17 protein-coding genes are annotated in these 19,764 nt (G+C 75.0%); 8 read left to right on the top strand and 9 right to left on the bottom strand.

The genetic code is table 11. The features are described 5' to 3' along the window. The first annotated feature begins 96 nt into the window (after window positions 1-96). The gene (locus AB5J51_RS30350; protein ID WP_168724385.1) at window positions 97-1,224 is read left to right on the top strand and encodes a type ISP restriction/modification enzyme; all 1,128 of its coding nucleotides are present in this window, start codon (window positions 97-99) and stop codon (window positions 1,222-1,224) included. Window positions 1,225-1,323: 99 nt separating this feature from the next. On the opposite strand, the gene AB5J51_RS30345 is transcribed toward AB5J51_RS30350, so the two are convergent. Beyond that, entirely contained in the window at window positions 1,324-2,058 is a 735-nt protein-coding gene (locus tag AB5J51_RS30345) for a TetR/AcrR family transcriptional regulator (protein ID WP_133898456.1), read from the bottom strand. A 236-nt stretch (window positions 2,059-2,294) separates the two neighbouring features. Here AB5J51_RS30345 and AB5J51_RS30340 point away from each other — a divergent pair, with 236 nt between their 5' ends. Next, the gene (locus AB5J51_RS30340; protein WP_369779097.1) at window positions 2,295-3,548 is read left to right on the top strand and encodes a CaiB/BaiF CoA transferase family protein; all 1,254 of its coding nucleotides are present in this window, start codon (window positions 2,295-2,297) and stop codon (window positions 3,546-3,548) included. 37 nt (window positions 3,549-3,585) lie between these two features. Here the strand turns inward: AB5J51_RS30340 and AB5J51_RS30335 are convergent, their stop codons facing one another. Beyond that, the gene (locus AB5J51_RS30335; RefSeq protein ID WP_076046471.1) at window positions 3,586-3,855 is read right to left on the bottom strand and encodes a hypothetical protein; all 270 of its coding nucleotides are present in this window, start codon (window positions 3,853-3,855) and stop codon (window positions 3,586-3,588) included. Window positions 3,856-4,221: 366 nt separating this feature from the next. Here AB5J51_RS30335 and AB5J51_RS30330 point away from each other — a divergent pair, with 366 nt between their 5' ends. Then, window positions 4,222-5,889 (top strand): serine/threonine-protein kinase, encoded by a 1,668-nt coding sequence (locus AB5J51_RS30330; RefSeq protein ID WP_078987249.1) that lies wholly within the window; start codon window positions 4,222-4,224, stop codon window positions 5,887-5,889. Window positions 5,890-5,898: 9 nt separating this feature from the next. Here the strand turns inward: AB5J51_RS30330 and AB5J51_RS30325 are convergent, their stop codons facing one another. Beyond that, a complete protein-coding gene (locus AB5J51_RS30325) occupies window positions 5,899-6,702 on the bottom strand; it encodes an SGNH/GDSL hydrolase family protein (RefSeq protein WP_369780342.1) in 804 nt (267 codons plus the stop codon). Window positions 6,703-6,908: 206 nt separating this feature from the next. Between AB5J51_RS30325 and AB5J51_RS30320 the strand changes: the two genes are divergently transcribed. Further along, entirely contained in the window at window positions 6,909-8,009 is a 1,101-nt protein-coding gene (locus tag AB5J51_RS30320; RefSeq protein ID WP_030304060.1) for a DUF5925 domain-containing protein, read from the top strand. Window positions 8,010-8,028: 19 nt separating this feature from the next. Here the strand turns inward: AB5J51_RS30320 and AB5J51_RS30315 are convergent, their stop codons facing one another. Beyond that, window positions 8,029-8,415: a GntR family transcriptional regulator gene (locus AB5J51_RS30315; RefSeq protein ID WP_234382007.1), complete on the bottom strand. Its 387-nt coding sequence runs from the start codon at window positions 8,413-8,415 to the stop codon at window positions 8,029-8,031. A 71-nt stretch (window positions 8,416-8,486) separates the two neighbouring features. On the opposite strand from AB5J51_RS30315, the gene AB5J51_RS30310 reads away from it, so the two are divergent. From AB5J51_RS30310 to AB5J51_RS30300, 3 genes are all read left to right on the top strand, one after another. Continuing rightward, complete coding sequence (locus tag AB5J51_RS30310) at window positions 8,487-9,437, top strand: GNAT family N-acetyltransferase (protein ID WP_133898454.1); 951 nt, start codon at window positions 8,487-8,489, stop codon at window positions 9,435-9,437. Further along, a complete protein-coding gene (locus tag AB5J51_RS30305) occupies window positions 9,434-9,919 on the top strand; it encodes a DUF402 domain-containing protein (RefSeq protein ID WP_369779096.1) in 486 nt (161 codons plus the stop codon). Before AB5J51_RS30310 ends, AB5J51_RS30305 begins: the two co-directional genes overlap by 4 nt. Before the next feature lie 372 nt (window positions 9,920-10,291). Continuing rightward, the gene (locus AB5J51_RS30300) at window positions 10,292-11,335 is read left to right on the top strand and encodes a lytic polysaccharide monooxygenase (protein WP_136226668.1); all 1,044 of its coding nucleotides are present in this window, start codon (window positions 10,292-10,294) and stop codon (window positions 11,333-11,335) included. Window positions 11,336-11,390: 55 nt separating this feature from the next. Here AB5J51_RS30300 and AB5J51_RS30295 read toward each other — a convergent pair whose 3' ends face one another. Continuing rightward, entirely contained in the window at window positions 11,391-12,257 is an 867-nt protein-coding gene (locus AB5J51_RS30295) for an esterase/lipase family protein (protein WP_369779095.1), read from the bottom strand. A gap of 202 nt (window positions 12,258-12,459) precedes the next feature. On the opposite strand from AB5J51_RS30295, the gene AB5J51_RS30290 reads away from it, so the two are divergent. Continuing rightward, window positions 12,460-13,599: an acyl-CoA dehydrogenase gene (locus AB5J51_RS30290; RefSeq protein WP_369779094.1), complete on the top strand. Its 1,140-nt coding sequence runs from the start codon at window positions 12,460-12,462 to the stop codon at window positions 13,597-13,599. Here AB5J51_RS30290 and AB5J51_RS30285 read toward each other — a convergent pair. The 4 genes from AB5J51_RS30285 to AB5J51_RS30270 form a co-directional block, all read right to left on the bottom strand. Next, entirely contained in the window at window positions 13,596-14,585 is a 990-nt protein-coding gene (locus tag AB5J51_RS30285) for a hypothetical protein (protein WP_107093464.1), read from the bottom strand. The two genes, AB5J51_RS30290 and AB5J51_RS30285, sit on opposite strands and share 4 nt — an antisense overlap. After that, on the bottom strand, window positions 14,582-18,145 hold the full coding sequence (locus tag AB5J51_RS30280) for a DNA polymerase III subunit alpha (protein ID WP_206310803.1): 3,564 nt from the start codon (window positions 18,143-18,145) through the stop codon (window positions 14,582-14,584). Before AB5J51_RS30280 ends, AB5J51_RS30285 begins: the two co-directional genes overlap by 4 nt. Window positions 18,146-18,276: 131 nt before the next feature. Beyond that, window positions 18,277-19,524: a vanadium-dependent haloperoxidase gene (locus AB5J51_RS30275; protein WP_369779093.1), complete on the bottom strand. Its 1,248-nt coding sequence runs from the start codon at window positions 19,522-19,524 to the stop codon at window positions 18,277-18,279. Between the two features lie 86 nt (window positions 19,525-19,610). Continuing rightward, entirely contained in the window at window positions 19,611-19,685 is a 75-nt protein-coding gene (locus AB5J51_RS30270; RefSeq protein WP_369780341.1) for a putative leader peptide, read from the bottom strand. Window positions 19,686-19,764 lie beyond the last annotated feature (79 nt).

Below are 19,764 nucleotides of genomic sequence, written 5' to 3'. Positions count from 1 at the left end.
ACAGCCCGGCCGGGCTGACGCCCGCACCCCCGGCCGCCGCCTGCCGTCGCTACCATCTGGCGGGTGAGCGAAGACGTACCGCTGCTGGACGACCTGATGCCCTGGGCCGTGGGCGGCCTGCGCCTGGGCCGGGCCTGGGTGGCGGCCCCCGACCCCGCGGCGCTGCGCGCCCGCTGGGCGGCCCTGACCGGCTCCGAAGGGGCCGAGCGGGACCGGCTGTTCCGCCCGACCCGGACCCGGACGCCCACCACCGGCGCGGCCGCACTGCCCGGCCGGCGCTCGCCCTCGACCGCCCGCTTCGCCGATGAGCCGGGCCCCTGCCCGGAGCCCGTACGGGTGCTGCGCGATCCCTTCGACGAGCAGTGGCTGCTGCCCGACCAGCGGCTCATCGACATGGCCCGCCCGGAGCTGTGGCGGGTCCTGGACGAGCACCAGCTCTTCGCCGTCGAGACCCCGGAGCTGCTGGTCACCGCACATCTCCCGGCCGGCCGCCTGGGCCGGATCCGCCCGCTGCACCGGCGCCCCGGCGGCGCCGAGCCCAATCTCGCGCCGGGCCTGCTGCCGCTGCTGGGCGAGCGCTACGGCGGCCGGGTCACCCCGCAGGACGTGCTGTGCTGGATCCTCGCGGCGGGCCGCCCCGGCCCCCGGGGGTACGAGGTCCCGCTGACCGGCGACCCCGGGCGCTGGCGGGCCGGGCTGGAGCTCGGGCACCGGCTGCTCACCGTCCAGCTGCGCGGCGGACCCGGCGCCGAGCCGCCCCGGCTGCCGGGCGGGCGGCGCCCGTACGTCCGCTCGGCGGTCCAGGCCTGGCCGGAGGGGCTCGCGTACGACCCGGAGACCGAGACGCTGAGCCTGGGGGCCGGGACGGTCTCCCCCGTACCGCCGGGCGCCTGGGAGTACGAGGTACAGGGCGGTACGCGGGTACTGGAGGCCTGGTTCGCGGCCCGGACCGCCCACCGGGATCCGCAGGCCGACGGGCTGGACGCGCTCGGGCCTGCCGAGTGGCCGCAGGCCTGGACCTCGGAGCTGCTGGCGCTGGTGACCACCTTGGCGCTGCTGGCCGATCTGGCCCCGGAGCGGGCGGCGTTCACCCCCGGGCCGCCGCTGGCGGCCGCCGAGCTGGCCGCCGCGGGCGTGCTGCCGCCGCCGCGCTGGGCCCGCCGCCCGGCCTCGGTCCTGGACCACCACGAGGAGGGCCCGGGCGGCCAGTTCGCCCTGCTCTGACGGACCGCCCCGCGGGGATTTTCCGCGCGGACCCGCGTCGCCCCCGCGCACGCCCCACTCACGCACCCGCGCACGCCCCCACTCACGCACGCCCCCGCGTCAGCCCTCCGCCGCCGCCCAGGCCGCCAGCAGCCGGGACACCGAGCGGTCGAAGACCGCGCCCGGGTCGGAGGCCGCCTCCGTCACCGGATGCCCGCCGGACAGCGCCGCCGCCAGCAGCGGGTACTGCCCTGTCGCCAGCCTCGAGCCCAGCCAGGCCGTCCGTACGTCCTCCTCGGCGGCCTCGCTCCACGGCAGCGACCGGGCCCGCTCGGCCAGGGCCAACTCGCTCGCCACGAACGCGGCCACCGTGCCGTTGACCGCCGCGACGAGCTCCAGCTTCTGCCCACCGGAAGCCTCCAGCGGGACCAGGCAGTCCAGGCTGTGCTCCAGATAGCGCAGGGCGTTCGGACCGAAGCCGTGGACCGGGGACAGCAGCCGCGGCAGCCACGGGTGGCGGTGCATCAGTTCTCGTGCCTGGCGGGCGAGTCCGAGCAGGTCGGCCCGCCAGTCCCCGGTCGGCGGGGTCAGCTCGTACTCCCCGCTCACCGCGTCGACCATCAGCTCGTACAGGTCCTCCTTGCGCGGCACGTAGTTGTACAGGGACATCGTCCCGGCGCCGATCCCGGCTGCCACGCGCCGCATGGAGACGGCCTCGATCCCCTCCGCGTCCGCGATCCGCACGGCCTCGGCCGCGATCGACTCGCGGGTGTGCGCGGGCCGGGGTCCGCGGCCGGCGCGCCCCGGGCGGGCCCAGATCACTTCGGGTCGGGCCGGGCGCCCGCCGGCTGCCACCAGTCACCACCTCGCCCTCGTCCTGGTTACGTACAGCGTACGCAGTCAGGTGCTGCGAGGCCCTGAGAAGCGTTTCGGCGAGGTCCATGCCCTGCCCCGCCCCGATCCGGCCGTGCCGGAGGGCACGGTCTGCGGCCACTGAGACGGGCGCCACAGGCGGACGAACCGCGCACAGCGTGCGATGTCGACCGCCCGTGTGGTGACAGGCCGGGGTCCCAACCGGTAGGCAGGCTGTCATGACAGCCGACTCGCCCGCGCCCGCACGCCCTGCCGAACCCCGCCCCACGCCACCCCGCCCCGTGGAACCCCTGCCCCTCGACGGCGTCACGGTCGTCGCCGTCGAACAGGCCGTCTCGGCCCCCTTCGCCACCCGCCAGCTCGCCGACCTCGGCGCCCGGGTGATCAAGGTCGAGCGGCCCGACGGCGGCGACTTCGCGCGCGCCTACGACACCGCCGCACAGGGACTGGCCTCGCATTTCGTCTGGGCCAACCGCGGCAAGGAGTCGATCGCGCTCGACCTGAAGGACCCGCGCGGCCGGGAGGTCCTGCACGGACTGCTCGACGGGGCCGACGTGTTCGTCCAGAACCTCGCCCAGGGCGCCGCCGCCCGGCTCGGGCTCGACTCGGCCGCGCTGTGCGCGCGCTACCCGCGGCTGGTCGCCGTCGACATCTCCGGGTACGGGGCCGAGGGCCCGTACGCCCACAAGCGCGCCTACGACATGCTCGTGCAGTGCGAGGCGGGGCTGGTCTCGGTCACCGGCACCCCGGAGCAGCCCGTCAAGGCGGGCATCCCGGCCGCGGACATCGCGGCGGCCATGTACGCCTTCTCCGGGGTCCTCGCGGCCCTGCTGCGCCGCGCGGCCACCGGGCGCGGGGGCCGGGTGGAGGTCTCGATGCTGGACGCGCTGGCCGAGTGGATGGGCCATCCGCTGCACCACACGATGCACGGCGGGGAGCAGCCCGTGCGCACGGGCCTCGCGCACGCCGTCATCGCCCCGTACGACGCCTACCCGACGGCGGACGGGGACCGGGTGCTGCTGTCCGTGCAGAACGACCGCGAATGGCGGCGGCTCGCCGAACAGGTGCTGGAGCGGCCCGAGTTGGCCGAGGATCCGGCGTACGCGACGAACGCGGCGCGCACCCGGGGCCGGGAGAAGACCGACGCCGTGGTCGCCGAGGCGCTGGGCCGGCTGGGCGCGGACGAGGCGATCGTACGGCTGGAGGCGGCGGGCATCGCCTGTGCACGGCTGAACTCGGTGGCCCGGCTCGCGGGACATCCGCAGCTGGCGGCACGGGACCGCTGGCGGGAGGTGGGGTCACCGGCCGGTCCGTTGCGGGCACTGCTGCCGCCGATCGGACTGCCGGGAGGCGCGGCACCGCACATGGGTGCGGTGCCCGCGCTCGGCGAACACACCGAGGCCCTGCTGCGCGCCCTGGGGATGACGGGCGCACAGATCACGACACTGCGCCGGGATGGTGTGGTTGCGTAGGGCCGGGGGCGAAACCAGAAGGGGTCGGGGACGGTTGTTACGAGCGGCGGCTGCCGAAGAGCGTGCGACGCAGACGGCGCAGCGGCGCGAAGAGCGAGACGCGCGCGCTCCGGCTCCGCAGGCGGTGCGTGTGGTCGCGCGAGGTGAGTTCGCGCATCAGCAGGGTCGCCTCGGCCGTCTCGCGGTGCGGGACGGCGGGTCCGCCCAGCACGGCGAGGTGGCGGTCGAGGCGCGAGCTGGTCGCGCTGCTGCCGCAGGTGATGGCAGGCACGCGTGGCGGCCTGCTGCGCATTGCTATCTGTTCCATGTTCTCTCCCCACCCGTACGAGGGCACCCGGCCCGGGCAGGTTAACCCTATCGCCCCTGCGTCGCGCTCGGGTATCCCGGTGGTGTGAATTACCCCTATGGCGACGGGGAGTTGACGGTTACTCAGCGGAGTCGACCGTCACTCTCCGCAGGGGAGGCGGCCGTTTGAAGGGTCGCCGCGCGAGTCCCGCGCGGACCGGGGCCACATCGCACGCGCTGCGCTAACTTGGAGTGATCGCCCGCCGACACACGGACACACCTGGGGGCTCGCGTGAGTGACAACATCGGTGGGGCGGGCGGGGAATCCGCCGCCGGCCGTGTCATCTCGGGCCGGTACCGGCTGCTCGACCTGCTCGGCCGGGGCGGCATGGGCATCGTGTGGCGGGCCCGCGACGAGGTGCTGGGCCGCGAGGTGGCCGTCAAGGAGGTGCGTCCCCCCGCCGGGCTGGACGGCGCCGAGATCGGGCGGATGTACCGGCGGCTCGAGCGCGAGGCCTGGGCGGCGGCGCGGGTCTCGCACCGCGGGGTCGTCACGGTCTACGACGTGGCCACCGAGGACGGCCGGCCCTGGATCGTGATGGAGCTGGTGCGCGGGCTCTCGCTGGCCGACGTACTGGAGGCCGAGGGGCCGCTCACCCCGCAGCGCGCCGCTCACCTCGGGGAGCAGGTGCTGGCCGCGCTGCGCGCCGCGCACGAGGCGGGAGTGCTGCACCGGGACGTCAAGCCCTCCAACGTGCTGATCGCCAACGACGGCCGGATGGTGCTGAGCGACTTCGGGATCGCCAGCCTGGAGGGCTCGTCGGCGATCACGATGACGGGTGAGGTGGTGGGCTCCCCCGAGTTCCTCGCGCCGGAGCGGGCGCTGGGGCGCGATCCGGGGCCCGCGTCGGACCTGTGGTCGCTCGGGGTGATGCTGTACTCCGCCGTCGAGGGGGTCTCGCCGTTCCGGCGGGACACGCCGCTGTCCACGCTGCGGGCGGTGGTGGACGAGGAGCTGCCGCCGCCGCGCCGGGCCGGTCCCCTGACACCGGTGCTGGAGGGGCTGCTGCGCAAGGATCCGGCGGAGCGGCTGCCCGCGGCGGAGGCGGCCCGGATGCTGCGGATCATCGGGGCGGGCGGGGTCCTGCAGGGCTCCGGCGGGGCGGTGTCGGGTCCGGACTCGCCGACGGCCACGGCGCACCACCGGCCCGGCCCCCCGCAGGCGCAGGGCCGGCCCGAGGGGTCCACCCCGCCGATGCCGGTGCCGATGCCCGCGCCGGGGCCGGGTCCCGCTCCGGCGGGCCGCGGGGCGCCGCCGCGCGAGGCGCGGGCCGGGCTGGTGCTGGCCGCCGGGATCGTGGTGCTGCTGCTGGCGGTGGTCGCCCTGGGGTGGCTGCTGCTCAGGGACCGCGAGGAGCCGGGCGGGAACGGCACCGGCCCGACGGCCCCGGCCACCACCTCGGCCGCGTCCGCGAGCGCCTCCGGATCGGGGTCGCCGTCGGCGTCCCCCTCACCTTCGCCGTCGCCGTCCGCTTCGCCGTCGGCCACGCCCGCGCCGCACTTCGCCGTGTCGGTGCGCGCCGTACGGACGGAGTACCGCGGGGCCTGCCCGCCGCCCGCCGATCAGGCGCCCGCCTTCACGGCGACCGTCGATGCGGACCGTACGCCCGCCGTGCTGGAGTACCGCTGGGCGACGCGCAGCGGGGTCAGCTCCGGCCCCGGCTGGCAGTCCGTCACGTATGCGGCGGACGGCCCCCGGAGCCGGCAGCTGGACCACACCGAGCTCACGTACTACCCGAGCGCGACGTTCGACGACGCGGTCCGGCTGGAGGTGCGGGGGCCGGACCCGACGGCCTCGGAGTGGGTGGACTTCTCCGTGACCTGCGAGGAGGAGGAGACCCCGACGGGCGGGACCTCCCCCTCCCCCGGTCCGAGCGGTACGCCGGCCCCCGTCTCGGCAGGGCCTGTACCGGCGGGGCCGGCGACGCCGGACGCCGCGGAGCCGGAAACATCGGACCCCGAGGTCGCCCCGGAGCCCGAAGCGGCGGCTTCGTAGCCCGCCGGATCAGGCGGCGTTGGTGAGGACGGGCAGGTAGCCGCCGGACTGTCCGGCGGCGGTGGGGTGGTACGACTCGCCGATGTTGAGCCAGTTGACGCTGTGCAGCCACGCGTCGCCGGAGCAGATCTCGTGGCCGGTGAAGGCGCCGGCGACCGAGGCGAAGGTGAACCCGTGGTCGGCGGCGCGTTTGGCGATGGCGGCGTTCAGATAGTCGGCCGCGCCGTTGATGGCGGAGCGCTCGCCCTCCGTCAGCCCGGTGGCGCAGGTGCCGTTCAGCTTGTAGAAGCGGGGATAGCCGAGGACGACGACGTGGGCCGCGGGCGCCCGGCCGTGGATGGCGGTGTAGACCTGGTCGAGCTGGCCGGGGAGGGTGGAGTCGGCGTACGCCTTGGCCTGGTTGACGCGGTTGATGCAGGTGGACTCGGACTGGAGCACACAGGTCGTCATGACGTCGGAGAATCCGGCGTCGTTGCCGCCGATGGTGATGCTCACCAGGTCGGTGCCGGAGTTCAGCGGGCCGAGCTGGCCGGACAGGACGTCACCCGTACGGGCGCCCGAGCAGGCGGTGAAGGAGAAGGTCTGCGGGGAATGGGCGGCGGCCCAGAGGGCCGGGTAGGCGCGGGAGGTGCGCTTGCAGTTGCCGCTCCCGCTGTCGTAGTTGCCGGCGCCGACGCCGGAGGAGTACGAGTCGCCGAGGGCGACGTAACCGAAGTCGGCCGTGGCGGCGGCCGCCTGTCCGGCGCCGAACAGGGCGGCGCCCGCGGCGAGTAACAGGGAGGAAGTCAGGGCGGCGAAGCGCGACATCTTCATGCTCATGTGTGCGGCTCCTAGTGGGGGTTACTCCTGAGTCCGTGGTACTGGGAGCCGGGGCTGGCTGGAAGTGTTCATGCCAAGAATTTTTGGCGCGGAGTTGCGGCCCGAATCTTCACCACCGGTGCGTTTGAAGAGGGAACTTGGGCACCCGATCCGGCGAAACACGGGTGCACGGGGCCACTTCGTGCCGGATCATGGGCGCCATGCCAGCCAACCCGCATGACGCGCTGCCGATCCGGCTCAACGTCGACGACAGCGATTCACCGTCGGATGTCGTGGACGCGCTGTTCCTCGGCCGGTTCGCGTCCGGCGAGCAGCCGTACTCGCACAGCGTGACGATCGAGCGGGTGAAGGCGGAGGCGACCCTGCTGCCGCCCGAGGCCACCGTGCTGCGCTCGGCCCGTGACTCCGACCGCAGCGCCACCCTCGCGGAGGGCGAGGGCTGGACGATGCTGGTCTCGCGCTGGAGCCGGGGCGCGGACGTGACGGTGACGGCGGTCAGCGACGAACTCGCCTCCAGCGTGCTCGGCGAGGCCACGCAGGGCGTGCAGGACGAGCCCGAACCGCAGCCCGAGAACGTCACGATGGGCTTCTGGTACGTCTCCCCGCGCCGCGGCCCGTACCGGACGACCCGCCAGATCGCCGCCGGGACCTGGGCGGAGGTGCGGCCCAACTACACGGCGCCGGTGGCCGGGGCGATGGACCGGCTGATGAAGGTGACCCCGGACGACATCGCGGGGCGGCTGCTCCTGCTGCACGGCCCGCCGGGCACGGGCAAGACCTCGGCGCTGCGGACGCTGGCCCGGTCGTGGCGGGAGTGGTGCCAGGTGGACTGCGTCCTGGACCCGGAACGGCTGTTCAACGACGTGGGCTACCTGATGGACATCGCGATCGGCGAGGACGAGGGCACGGCGAAGGGCCGGTGGCGGCTGCTGCTGCTGGAGGACTGCGACGAGCTGATCCGCGGCGAGGCCCGGCACACGGCGGGTCAGGCGCTGTCGCGGCTGCTCAACCTGACGGACGGGCTGCTGGGGCAGGGCCGCAACGTGCTGGTCGGCGTCACCACGAACGAGGACCTGGAACGGCTCCACCCGGCGGTGGTCCGGCCGGGCCGCTGCCTGGCGCGGATCGAGGTGGGCCGTCTGACGCACGGCGAGGCGGTGGACTGGCTGGGCACGGACGAGGGGGTTCCGCGCGAGGGCGCCACGCTGGCCGAACTGTTCGCGCTGCGCCGGGGCACGGGCCCCTCGGCGCTGCTGCCGCCCCAGGGCCAGCACGGTTCGGAAGCGGGCCTGTACCTGTAGGGGGCTCTCCGGGGGGAACTCAGTTCCCGTACCGGGCGCGCAGGGCTTCGAGGGCGGCCGACGTCGCCTCGTCGAAGGTCAGGCCCAGCCGCTTCGCGCGCTCCGCATAGGCCTGCGCGGCGGTGGCCGCCTCCCGGGCGGCCCCGTCGCCGGCCGCCGCGACGAAGGTCCCGTTCCGGCCGCGGGTCTCGATCACCCCGTCGCCCTCGAGCGCCCGGTAGGCCTTCGCGACCGTGTTCGCCGCCAGGCCCAGCTCCTCCGCGAGCCCGCGCACCGTCGGCAGCTTGTACCCGACCGGCAGGTCACCCGCCCGCGCGGCCTCGGAGATCTGGGCGCGCAGTTGCTCGTACGGGGCGGCCGCGCCGGCCGAGGCGTCGATCCGGATCTTCAGGTTCGTCGAGGTCACCCGGCGATTCTCCCCCATCCCCGGGGAAAATTCGGAGGCGTCCGCCCCGCCCCGCGTCTACGGTCGGCGGCATGACCGTTTCGATCCGCGACCTCCGCCCGGGCGACCCCTCGGACGCGGAGTCCGTCGTACGGGTGCGCCGCGCCTCGCTCCCCTTCCTGATCGCCACCACCGACGGAGTCGCCTTCGAGCTGTCCTCCGCCGCTCCGGCCAAGCGCCATCGCCTCCTCCTCGCCGAAACCGCGGACGGCCTCGTCGTCGGCACCGCCGAGCTCGGCCTCGCGTACGACAGCCCGGAGCCCGGCCGGTCGTTCGTCAACGCGTACGTCGACCCCGCGCACCGCGGCGGCGGCGCGGGCAGCGCCCTGCTGCGGACGGCCGAGGAGTACCTGGCCGCGGAGGGTGCCGTGAGCACGTACGCCTGGGTGCTGGACGAGCCCGCCCCCCGCGCGTTCGCCGAGCGGCGCGGCTACCGCCCGAGCCGTTCCGCGCACTTCCTGCGCCTGGACCTGGCCCGCGGCGCCCTGCCCCCGTACCCGGACGCGCTCCCCGCCGGGGTCGAGCTGCGCCCCGGCAGCGCTTTCGCCGCCGACCCGCGACCGCTGTACGAGGCCGACGCGGAGGCCTCCGGTGACGAACCGGGCGACGTACCGGCGGAGCTGGACGACTACGCGGACTGGCTCGCCACCGTCTGGCACCACCCGGACCTCGACAAGGAGCTGACCACGGTCGTCCTGGTCGACGGGGTCGTGGCCGCGTTCTGCGCCGCCCGGACGGACGGCGCCACCCGCTACGGCTCGGCGATGACCGGCACCCTGCGCGCCTTCCGCGGCCGCGGCCTGGCCAAGCTCGCCAAGACGGACTCCCTGCACCGGGCCCGCGCCGCCGGCTGCACGGAGGCCTTCACGGGCAACGACACCGGGAACGAGCCGATGCTCGCCATCAACAGGTGGTTCGGATACGAGATCTGCGCGACCGAGACGCGCTACGCGAAGCAACTGGAAGGACCCCGGCAGTCATGAGCAGTCCCGAGCTGACCGTCACCCTCACCAAGGCGGGCCGCACCAAGATCCGCTACCCCGCCGCCCTGGTCGTGGACACGGGCGACCGGATCTCCGTACGCGCCCCCTGGGCGGCCGACGGCGTACGGGACTTCGGCTTCGTGCGCTTCGAACCGGGCGACGTGTTCACCGAGCACTTCTGGCGGACGCGCTGGTACGCGGTCAAGGAGGTGCGGACGGGCGAGGGCGTCCTCAAGGGCTGGTACTGCGACGTCACGCGCCCGGCGGTGGTGCAGGACGGCGAGATCCTGGTCGAGGACCTGGACCTGGACCTGTGGGTGTCGGCGGACGGCTCCGCGGTCCTGCGGCTGGACGAGGACGAGTTCGCGGCGAGCGGCCTCGCGGAGACCGACCCCGCGGCGGCGGCCGAGGCCGTCCGCGCCCTCGACGCCCTGGCCGCCCAGGCCCACGCGCCCGGAGGCCTGACCCCCCTCCTGACCTGACCCCGGCGCTCGCGGGAAGCCGGCGCCGGTCAACCCTCCCGGGGGCCCTAGGGGGTGTCGTCGGGGCTGATGGCGACGGATGACACACGGTTCGTGTGCCCGGCCAGGGTGTGCGGTTCCCGGCCCGTGGACGCGTCCCGGATGCGCAGCCTGAGGCCCTGCTTACCGCAGGCTTAAGCGGACCCTAAGGATCTTCGGGACGGCCCCGGAAGGGGTGGAACCGCTGGCGCGGAGGGTTAGCTTGGCGGGGCCAGGGAGGCCTGAGGCGGCGCCGGACCCGACGGGGGGCGGCGCCGCCCAGCCCGGTTCCCGGCGCTCCCGGCGCACCCACGACCGTGGTGCCCGCATCGCCGCCCCGAAGGAGATCCACCCATGCCCGCACGCCGCCGCACCGTGACCCGTATCGCCGCAGTCGGCCTCGCCCCGCTCGCGGTGGCCGCGTACGCCGCAGCACCGGCGGCCGCCCACGGATCGATGACGGACCCGGTCAGCCGGGTGGCGGCCTGCTACGCGGAGGGGCCGGAGTCGCCGAAGTCGGCGGCCTGCAAGGCCGCGGTGGCGGCGAGCGGCGCTCAGGCGTTCTACGACTGGAACGCGGTCAACATCGCCAACGCGGCCGGCAACCACCAGGCGTTGATCCCGAACGGCCAGCTCTGCTCCGCTGGCAACGACAAGTACCGGGGTCTGGACCTGGCCCGCACCGACTGGCCGGCCGGCCCGATGTCCGCGGGCGAGCACACGTTCCGGTACAAGGGGACCGCCCCGCACAAGGGCTCCTTCGAGCTGTACATCACGAAGGACGGCTACGACCCGGCGAAGCCGCTGAAGTGGTCCGACCTGGAGCCCGCACCGTTCGCGAAGGCCACCGACCCGGGCATGCAGAACGGGGACTACGTCTTCTCCGGCAGCGTGCCGAACAAGTCCGGGCGGCACCTGATCTACAGCATCTGGCAGCGCTCGGACAGCCCGGAGGCCTTCTACACCTGCTCCGACGTGGTGTTCGGCAAGGACAACGGCGGGGGCGGCGCGAGCGGAGGCACGGGCGGCAACGGTGGCGGCACCGGCACCACCCCGAGCACGAAGCCGACTACGAAGCCGAGCGCCAAGCCTTCCGCCGACCGCCCCTCGGACGTGCCCAAGGCCCCGACGGACCAGCAGATCGCCGCCGGCGAGGGCAAGTCCACGGTGGAGCACAACGGCCACGGCGACAACGACCCGAGGACGAACGGCAGCACCGCCCTCGCCCCGGTCCCGTCGGAGTCCTCCGCGGGCACCACCAACCTGGCCGAGACCGGTGGCAGCGGCGCCACCCCGGCGATCGCGATCGCCGGGGCCGGCGTGCTGGCCCTCGGTGCGGCCGTGCTGTTCGGCGTGGCCCGACGCCGTGCGACGGCGCCGGGCCGGCACGGCCGCTAGTCCGCCGCGGCTGCTGGCCCGGCCGGTTCAGCGGGACGCCTGTGCGTCGGCGTCTTCACTCGAAGACCGACGCGCAGGTGGTGCGGGAGGCGTGTGCCGGGTCGAGGGCGTTGACCGCCTCGTGCCAGGCGATCCGGTCGGTGAGCCCGATGGCGACGTGCTCGGAGAGGTCCAGCGGGCACAGGTCCTGGAGCACGACGTTCCGTACGTCGGATCCGGTCCCCTCGAGGAAAGCGCTCCGGTAGGGCGTGACGACCTCGTCGTACTTGGTCGCGATGACGGTGTACCGGACCCCGGGCACGGTGTCCCCGCCTGCGTTCAGCTTGGTGACGAAGGGCGATCCGGCGATCTGGTCGGCCAGCCCCGGGGTCGCGGAGCTGATCAGGTCCTCGGCACCGGGGAAGTAGGGGAGCAGCTGGGTGAGTCCGCTCAGGGTGGTTCCGTGGTTGTCGGGGGCGAGCCCGACCAGGGCGTTGACCTTGGGGGCACCGCCGAGGAACTTGAGGTAGTAGTTCGGCATCATGCCGCCCTGCGAGTGGCCGACGATGTCGGTCTTCGCGGCTCCGGTGGAGGCCAGCACCTTGTCGACGAAGACGTCGAGCTGCCCGGCGGACTTGTCGATGGGGCCGAGCCCGTTGAAGAAGGGCACGCCGGGCAGCTGCCCGTAGTCGAGCGAGTAGACGCAGTAGCCGCGGTGGACGAGGTAGGGGGCGAATCCGAGCCAGTTGTCGACGGAGTTCCCGAACGTGCCGTGGACGAGGACGACGGGGCGGGGATGGGCGGCGGAGGGCTTGCAGGACCAGTTGTTCCAGCCGCTGCTGGGTGCGGACGCGGCCTGCGCGGCGCCGGTGGGGGCGACGAGGGCGGCAGCGGCGAGGGTGAGGACGGCCAGCGGGCGGAGCAGGCGTCGCCAGGGCAGCATCGAGTGATCTCCTTGCTGGGTCAGGGAAAGACGTGGGGGTTCGTCCCGTGATCCGGATCACAAGGGGGTGCTGCTTCGGCCAAATTACGGGCGAGTAGCAAAACTTGGAAGTTACGCGTCAGTAAAAAATGCGTGTCGCCCCCTGCCCCCGCAGGCCCCCGGGACAATGGGGTCCCCTACTCCGCGTGAGGTGAGTGATCGGATGCAGTGGGCTCCCGGTGCGGGCACGGCCCTGGCCACCCCGCCCGATCTGGCGGCCGACCCGCTCGTGTCCGCGGTCGCCGAGGTCGCCGCGGGCACGCTGGGGCCCGTCGCGGAGGAGACCGCCCAGGAGGGCGTGCCGCGTTCGCACCTCGACGCCCTCGCCCGCTGCGGCGCGTACGGGGCGCTCGGCCACACGCCCCGCCCCGAGAGCGGGCTGACCACGCGTCAAGTGGTCCGCGAGGTGAACGAGTTGCTGTCGGCGACGGACCCGTCCACGTGGTTCGTGCACACCCAGCACTTCGCCCTCGTGAAGGCGCTGCACGCGGCCACCGGAGCGGAGGCGGCCGCGCTGCGCGAGCAGTGGGCGCCCGCGCTCGCCTCGGGTGCCAGGCGGGGCACGGCCGGTTTCGCCTTCTTGCGGCACGACCGGCCGCCCGTCACCGCCGAACCGGTCGCCGACGGGTGGCGGCTGCGCGGCCGGGTGCCCTGGATGACCGGCTGGGGCCTCACCGACGTGGTGTACCTGGGCGCCCTCGCCCCGGACGACCGGGTGCTGTTCGCCGCCGTGAACTGCGGGCCGGACGGCGACCCCGGGCTGGTCGCGGGCGGATCCGCGCCGCTGTGGGCGATGAACGGCACCCGCACGGTGGCGGTGGAGGTACGCGACGTCCTCGTCCCGCGGAGCGCGGTGATCTCCGTACAGCCCCGGGCGGAGTGGGCCCGTGCATACGACCTCGAGAACGCGAACGCCCACCCCGCCGTGTTCGGCCATGTGCGCGCCGCGGCCGACTTCCTTCTGCGGTCGGCCCCCGCCGCAGGCAGCGCGTACGAGGAGCTCGGCCACCGGGTGGCGCACGAGGCGGCCCGGCTGCGCTCGGAGGCCTACGCCCTGCGCGACGAACTCCCGCCGCAGGAGCGGGTCGAGGACCGGCTGGCGCTCCGGGCGGCCGCCCTGGAGCTCGGCGTACGGGCGGCCACCGCCTGCGTCGCCGCGACGGGCGGCCGGGCGATCTCGTACGGGAACACCGCCGGCCGCCTCGCCCGCGAGGCCCAGTTCCACCTGATCCAGGCCCAGACCTCCCGGCTCCGCACCGAAATGGCCCGGCGCCTGCTGGGCGGGCTGCAGGACGTCCGCTAAGCGGCCTTGTGGAAGGTGGCGGCCGGGCGGACCGTGCCCGGGCCGAAGCGGGCGTTCGCGCGGTCGACGGCCGCCTCCACCGTCAGGCGGGCCTCGCGGACCGGGTCCAGCGAGATCTGCCGGGACACCCGCTCGGCGCCCGTGAGGTCCTCGGCGCGCAGCACCATGCCGGTCAGCCGGGCCCGTTGCAGCCCGGCCGCGTCCAGCAGGCGGTACGCCGCCGCCCGCAGGTCCTCGTCGTGCGCGGACGCCTCCGTGAGCCGCCGGGTCCGCTCCCAGCGGGTGCCGCCGGCGAACTGCAGGGTCAGCGACAGGGACCGGGCGGCCTGGCGGCGGCCGCGCAGTACCGCGCCCAGCCGGACCACCAGGCCGAGGAGCACGGCCCGGGCGTGCGGGCCGTCGAGCTCGTGCCGGGTGAAGCCGCTGCGGACGGCGGCCGACGCGGGCAGGTCCTTCGGGGTGACGGGGCGCGGGTCGATCCCGCGGGCGCGCTCCGCGGCCAGCCGGCCCGCCCGCCGGCCCAGGATCCGTTCGACGGTGCCCGGGGAGACGGCCGCGACCGCGCCGACCGTGTGCAGCCCGTACCCGCGCAGTGCCTCCGCCTGCCGGGGGCCGATGCCGTGCAGGGCCTCCACCGGCAGCGGCCCGAGGAAGGCGCCGACCCCGCCCTCCGGCACGGCCAGGACGCCGCCGGGTCCGGGCACCCGGGCGGAGGCCGTCGCCGCCACCGCCCAGGTCCCGGCGACCCCGATCCGTACGTCCGTGCCCAGCCGGGCGATCGCGCGCACCCGTACCAGCTCGGCGATCCGGCAGGCGTCCGCGCCGAAGTACCGCCGGGCGCCGCGTACGTGCACCAGCGCCGCCCGGGGCGGCAGGGCCTGCACCGTCGGGGAGAACTCCCGCAGGAGTTCCAGGACTTCGCGGTACCCCTCCTCGGTCAGGGCCGGAGCGCACCGTACGTGCAGGACGCCGTTGGCCGGGTTCATCCCGCGCTCCCCGGGCTGGAGTGCCACAGCTTGCGGCCGGTCGCGGCGCGGTCGCCGGCCGGCTGGAGGTCGGCCCACGGGTTCATCTCGTACCCGGTGGGCAGGTGGATGCGGCGCCCGGAGCCGGCGGAGCCGGATGTGTCCCCGGCACCCGGCAGCGGCTCCGCCAGGCGGGCCGCGACCGCGTCCAGCCCGCCCGCCGCCCGCAGTTCCACCAGCTCGGCCAGGTCCCAGGCCGCCGCGCCGACCACGCTCAGGCTCTGCGGTCCGCGCCGCTGGACGACGCCCCGCACCAGCAGCAGGAACGAGTGGAAGACGGTGTGCGCGCACGCCTCGTGGCTGTCGTCGAAGAAGGCCAGGTCGACCAGGCCCGTCCCGTCGTCCAGCGTGGTGAAGACGACCCGCTTCCCGGACCGGATCGGCGGGGTCTGGGTGGCCGCCTTGGCCCCCGCGACCAGTACCGTCCGGCCGTGCTCGACCTCGCGGAGCCTGGCGGCCGGGACGGCCCCCAGCTCCGCCAGGAAGGCGTGGTGGTCCTCCATCAGGTGCCGCGAGGCGTCCATGCCGAGCACGCCCAGCTCCGCGCTGAGCCGCTCCGCCTCGTTCAGGTCGGGCAGGCCGACCGGGGCCGTCGACAGCCCGCCGCCCAGCGGGAGCTGGACGCTGCCCGGCCGGGCCCCCGCCGAGCGCTGCGTGCCGTGCAGCTCGGCGACGTGCAGCAGCAGGTCGCGCCGGTTGGCGCCGAAGGCGTCCAACGCCCCGACCTGGGCGAGTCTTTGGGCGACGGGCCGGCCCGGGTGCGCCCGGTCCCAGAAGTCGCGCAGCGATCCGTACGGCTGCCCTTCCTCGATCCGGAGCGCCTCCGCCTCGCTGATGCCGTGGACGTCGGCCAGGGCCAGCCGGAGCCCCCACACCGGAGGAGCCCCCTCCTCGGACACCAGTTCGATACGGTGGGCGACCGCCGACCGGTTCACGTCCAGCGGCAGCACCGGCACGCCCCGGCGCCGCGCGTCCGCCAGCAGCAGCCGCTTCGGGTACATCCCCGGGTCGTGCGTGAGCAGTCCGGCGTAGAAAGCGGCCGGGTGGTGCGCCTTCAGCCATGCCGACTGGTAGGTCGGCACGGCGAAGGCCACCGCGTGCGCCTTGCAGAAGCCGTACGAGCCGAACGCTTCGACGATCTCCCAGGTCCGGCCGATCACCTCGGCCGAGTAGCCCCGTTCGCCCGCCTTCGCCGCGAACCACACCTTGATCCGCGCCTGCGACTCCGGGTCGGAGAGCCCGCGCCGCACCCGGTCCGCCTCGTCGCGCCCGCAGCCGGTCATGACGTGGACGATCTCGATGATCTGCTCGTGGAAGACCACCACCCCGTACGTCTCGCGCAGCGCCTCCGCCAGGTGCTCGTGCGGGAAGCGGACCGGGGCCCGCCCGTGCCGCGCCTCGATGAACGGCCGCACCATGTCGGCGGCGACCGGGCCGGGCCGGAACAGCGAGATGTCGACGACCAGGTCGTGGAAGGTCGACGGCTGGAGCCGCCCCACCAGGTCGCGCTGGCCCGGCGACTCGATCTGGAAGCAGCCCAGCGTCTCGGCCGAGCGGATCAGCTCGTACGTGGGCCCGTCGCCCGGCGGGACCTGCGCCGGGTCGTCCAGGTCGAGCTCCTCCCCCGTACCGCGCCGGATCTCCGCGACGGCGTGCGCCATCGCGGACTGCATCCGCACGCCCAGCACGTCGAGCTTGAGCAGCCCGAGGTCCTCCACGTCGTCCTTGTCGAACTGGGACATCGGGAACCCCTCGCCGCTGGTCGGCACCACGGGGGTGCGCTCCAGCAGCGAGGCGTCGGAGAGCAGCACCCCGCACGGGTGCATGGCGATCCCGCGCGGCAGCGCGTCCAGCGCCTCGACGAGCTCCCACAGCCGCCCGTGCTCCTCGCCGCGCACGTCGCGCAGTTCGGGCAGTTCGGCCAGGGCCGCGCGGGCGTCGCGGGCCCGGATGTGCGGGAAGGCCTTGGCGAGCCGGTCGACGGTGGCCGGGTCCATGGACAGGGCGGCGCCGACGTCGCGGATCGCGTGCCGGACCCGGTAGGTCTCGGGCATGGAGACGGTGGCGACGCGCTCGGTGCCGAAGCGGTCGATGATCCGCCGGTAGACCTCCAGCCGGCGGGCGGATTCCACGTCGATGTCGATGTCGGGCAGGACGCGGCGGCGCTTGGACAGGAAGCGCTCCATCAGCAGGCCCTGCTCGACGGGGTCGGCGTGGGCGATGCCGAGGAGGTGGTTGACGAGGGAGCCGGCGCCGGAGCCCCGGGCGGCCACCCGGATGCCCATGGCGCGTACGTCGTCCACGACTTGAGCGACCGTCAGGAAGTACGAGGCGTACCCGTGGTAGGCGATGATGTCCAGCTCGTGGTGCATCCGCTCCCAGTACGCGCGGTCGTCGGCGTAGCCGCGCAGCACCATGCCGGCGGAGGCCCGGGAGGCCAGGACCCGCTGGGCGGTGCGGTGGGCCGCGCCGACGAGGTGGGCCTCGGGGAAGTGCACGGAGCCGATGCCGAGGTCGTCCTCGGGGTCCACCGAGCAGGCCTCGGCGGTGCGCCGGGTCTCCGCGAGCAGCCGGCGCGCGCCGGCGGGGCCGAGGCCTGCGGCCCGGGCGATCCGGTCGGCGGCCTCGGCCATGGCGGCGGGGTCCTTGAGCCAGCGCTCGCCGCTGTCGAGGGGGCCGCGGGGGTCGACGGGGACGAGGCGGCGGGCCGAGTCGAGGATGTCGGCGACCGGCCCCTGGCCGGGGTCGGCGTACCGGACGGCGTTGGTGAGCACGGCCGGGACGCCCTGCTCGGCGGCGAAGCCGACCGTACGGGCGGCCAGGCGCAGCGAGCCGGGGCCGGTGCCGGTGCGGCCGTGGTGGACGGCCTCCAGGCGCAGCGAGTCCCCGTAGACCTCCCGCCAGGGCGCGAGGAGCCGGGCGGCCCGGTCCGGCCGGCCGGCGGCGAGCGCCCGCCCCACCTCGGACCCGGGCCCGAGCAGTACGCAGATCCCGACGCCGCGCAGTTCCGCCCAGGGGACGACGGGCTGGGCCTGGGCCGCTCCGCCGGTGCCCGCATGGGCCGCCGTGACCATCCGGCACAGTTCGGCCCAGCCGGTGGCGCCGTCGCGGGCCAGGAAGGTGGCCCGGGGTGCGGACTCGTCGACGAAGGCGCCGCCCGCGACGGGGGTCCGCCGCCGGGAGGACGCCTCTGCGGTGCCGCCGTGACCGGATCCGCCGCCCGGGCGGGCCCGGGCCGCCGCGGGCGCAGGGGCGTGCGACACGGCCAGGTCGGCCCCGAACAGGGGCCGGATCCCGGCCTTCGCGCAGGCCTTCGCGAACCGCACCGCGCCCGCGAGGGTGTCGCGGTCGGTCAGGGCGAGGGCGTCCATGCCCCGCTCGACGGCTCGCTCCGCCAGCCGTTCGGGGTGGGAGCCTCCGTAGCGCATGGAGAACCCCGAAACGGTGTGCAGATGCGTAAAACCAGGCACCCGCGGCCTCCTGCTTCGCTCGAACGTGAACACCACCCCCGTCTCCACCATAGAGCAATTCGAATATCCGTGCGAAACACTTGTTCGATCATCCGTCTGTCCGGAGCAGCGGCAGCGGAGGGCGGACGAGCAGACGAGCAGACGAGCGGACGGAGCCCAGCGCCCCGGACCCTCAGGGCCCCTCAGGGCCTGAAGAGGCGGTCGGCGTTGCGCAGGGCGTGTCGGCCGACCTCCTTGCCGAGGGTGACGCCCGCTTCGTCGGCGGAGCGGGTGTGGATCCCCGAGAAGACACGCGCGTCGACGTTCTCACGCGTCAGCTGGCTCCAGCCGGTGTACGTCCGCCGGACGCCGGGCGCGGTCGGACTCGCGAGGGAGAACGGTGCGGTCCGGGATCCGGCGAGGGCGTCGAGGATCACTTCGGCGGCGCCGGAGTAGGTGTTGTGGCCGCTGGGGTAGTCGGGGTGGGCCGGCGTCTGGTGCAGCGGGGTCCAGGCCGGGTCGGTGCCGAGGGAGCCGGTGCGGATCGCCGTGACCGGGCGCCAGCGCGCGTACGCGTACTTGCTGTCGCTGGTCGCGATCTGCGTGTCGACCAGGGCGGCGTGGAACAGCGCGACCAGCTCGGCCCGCTCCGCGGCCGAGCGGTGCGAGCGGGTCAGGGCCACCCGCAGGGGTTCGGTGTACAGGGTCAGCGAGGAGCCGTACCAGAAGGTGGCGGTCTCGGTCTGGCGCGGGGTGCGCACGGCGCTGTCGGCCTTCCCGTACGCGCGCACCTCCGCCAGGTCGGCCCGGTACCGGCGCGAGTCGAGCGCGGGCGGCGGGCCGAGCCGGTACTGGGCCGGAGAGTCGAGCAGGAAGGGCCTGGCAACGCGGTTGCCGTACTGGGCGGCGGGGGCGTAGCCGTCGGGCGTCGGCTGCCAGACGCCGGGGGCGGCCGGCTGCACGGTGTAGGGCGCGTTCACGGACGCCGGATCGAGGCCGTCGCCCCGGCGTTCGGCGAGCGCGCGCTTCGCCTGCCGTGCACCGGCGGCGACGCCCCCGTCCTCGCCGGGGCCGTCGGGGATCCGCTCGAGGGTGGCGGCGAGCGCGGCGTCGAGCTGCGGCACGCGGGCGGGTGCGAGGGACACGAGGGCGTCGTGGACGGCGGAGGCGACCGCCGCGTCCTGGAAGGCCGCCCGGTCCCGTCCGGCGGGCGCCTCCCGGGTGGCGCGGGCGGCCGCGAGCCAGCTGATCGCCCAGGTCCGGCTGTTGGTGATCTGCGTCGGCGCGCCGGCGGCGGCAACCGTCTCGGCGGTGACGTCGTACCAGTCGCGTACGACGGCCCCGCTGCCGGCGGCCGGTGACGCGGCGGCCCGGGCGGAGGGGACGACTGCCGTGGCGGCCAGCGCCAGGGCGGACCCGAGGGAGAGCAGGGCAGAGCGGGACGGTTTCACGGACACTCCTGGCGGACGGCGGAACGGCGGGCGGCGGACGGCTCGGGGCGGTGGTGCGGGCCGGGCCGGGCGGGACGCAGAGGTCCTCACCGACACAGCGCGCCCGCGACGCGCATGAAGTCGACCGCGCGCCGCCTGGTCAGAGCGGAAGTTCCTTCCATGCGCCGAAGCTAGCCACGCACCTGGCCGCCGTGCAACGGCCCTTGCCCGCATGGCCCGTTCGGACACGTACCTGTCGTA

Origin of the sequence: Streptomyces sp. R33, assembly GCF_041200175.1 — a bacterium.
Classification (GTDB): domain Bacteria; phylum Actinomycetota; class Actinomycetes; order Streptomycetales; family Streptomycetaceae; genus Streptomyces; species Streptomyces katrae_B.
This window is presented reverse-complemented; position numbering and strand designations above follow the sequence as displayed.

Excerpts from the sequence above, each read along its gene's own strand:
- AB5J51_RS30325 (WP_369780342.1), bottom strand. The coding sequence starts at position 6,702 with ATGAAGATGTCGCGCTTCGCCGCCCTGACTTCCTCCCTGTTACTCGCC.
- AB5J51_RS30295 (WP_369779095.1), bottom strand. The coding sequence starts at position 12,257 with ATGCTGCCCTGGCGACGCCTGCTCCGCCCGCTGGCCGTCCTCACCCTC.
- AB5J51_RS30280 (WP_206310803.1), bottom strand. The coding sequence starts at position 18,145 with ATGGTGGAGACGGGGGTGGTGTTCACGTTCGAGCGAAGCAGGAGGCCG.
- AB5J51_RS30310 (WP_133898454.1), top strand. The coding sequence starts at position 8,487 with ATGACCGTTTCGATCCGCGACCTCCGCCCGGGCGACCCCTCGGACGCG.
- AB5J51_RS30285 (WP_107093464.1), bottom strand. The coding sequence starts at position 14,585 with ATGAACCCGGCCAACGGCGTCCTGCACGTACGGTGCGCTCCGGCCCTG.
- AB5J51_RS30320 (WP_030304060.1), top strand. The coding sequence starts at position 6,909 with ATGCCAGCCAACCCGCATGACGCGCTGCCGATCCGGCTCAACGTCGAC.
- AB5J51_RS30340 (WP_369779097.1), top strand. The coding sequence starts at position 2,295 with ATGACAGCCGACTCGCCCGCGCCCGCACGCCCTGCCGAACCCCGCCCC.
- AB5J51_RS30350 (WP_168724385.1), top strand. The coding sequence starts at position 97 with ATGCCCTGGGCCGTGGGCGGCCTGCGCCTGGGCCGGGCCTGGGTGGCG.
- AB5J51_RS30290 (WP_369779094.1), top strand. The coding sequence starts at position 12,460 with ATGCAGTGGGCTCCCGGTGCGGGCACGGCCCTGGCCACCCCGCCCGAT.
- AB5J51_RS30300 (WP_136226668.1), top strand. The coding sequence starts at position 10,292 with ATGCCCGCACGCCGCCGCACCGTGACCCGTATCGCCGCAGTCGGCCTC.
- AB5J51_RS30330 (WP_078987249.1), top strand. The coding sequence starts at position 4,222 with ATGGGCATCGTGTGGCGGGCCCGCGACGAGGTGCTGGGCCGCGAGGTG.
- AB5J51_RS30305 (WP_369779096.1), top strand. The coding sequence starts at position 9,434 with ATGAGCAGTCCCGAGCTGACCGTCACCCTCACCAAGGCGGGCCGCACC.
- AB5J51_RS30335 (WP_076046471.1), bottom strand. The coding sequence starts at position 3,855 with ATGGAACAGATAGCAATGCGCAGCAGGCCGCCACGCGTGCCTGCCATC.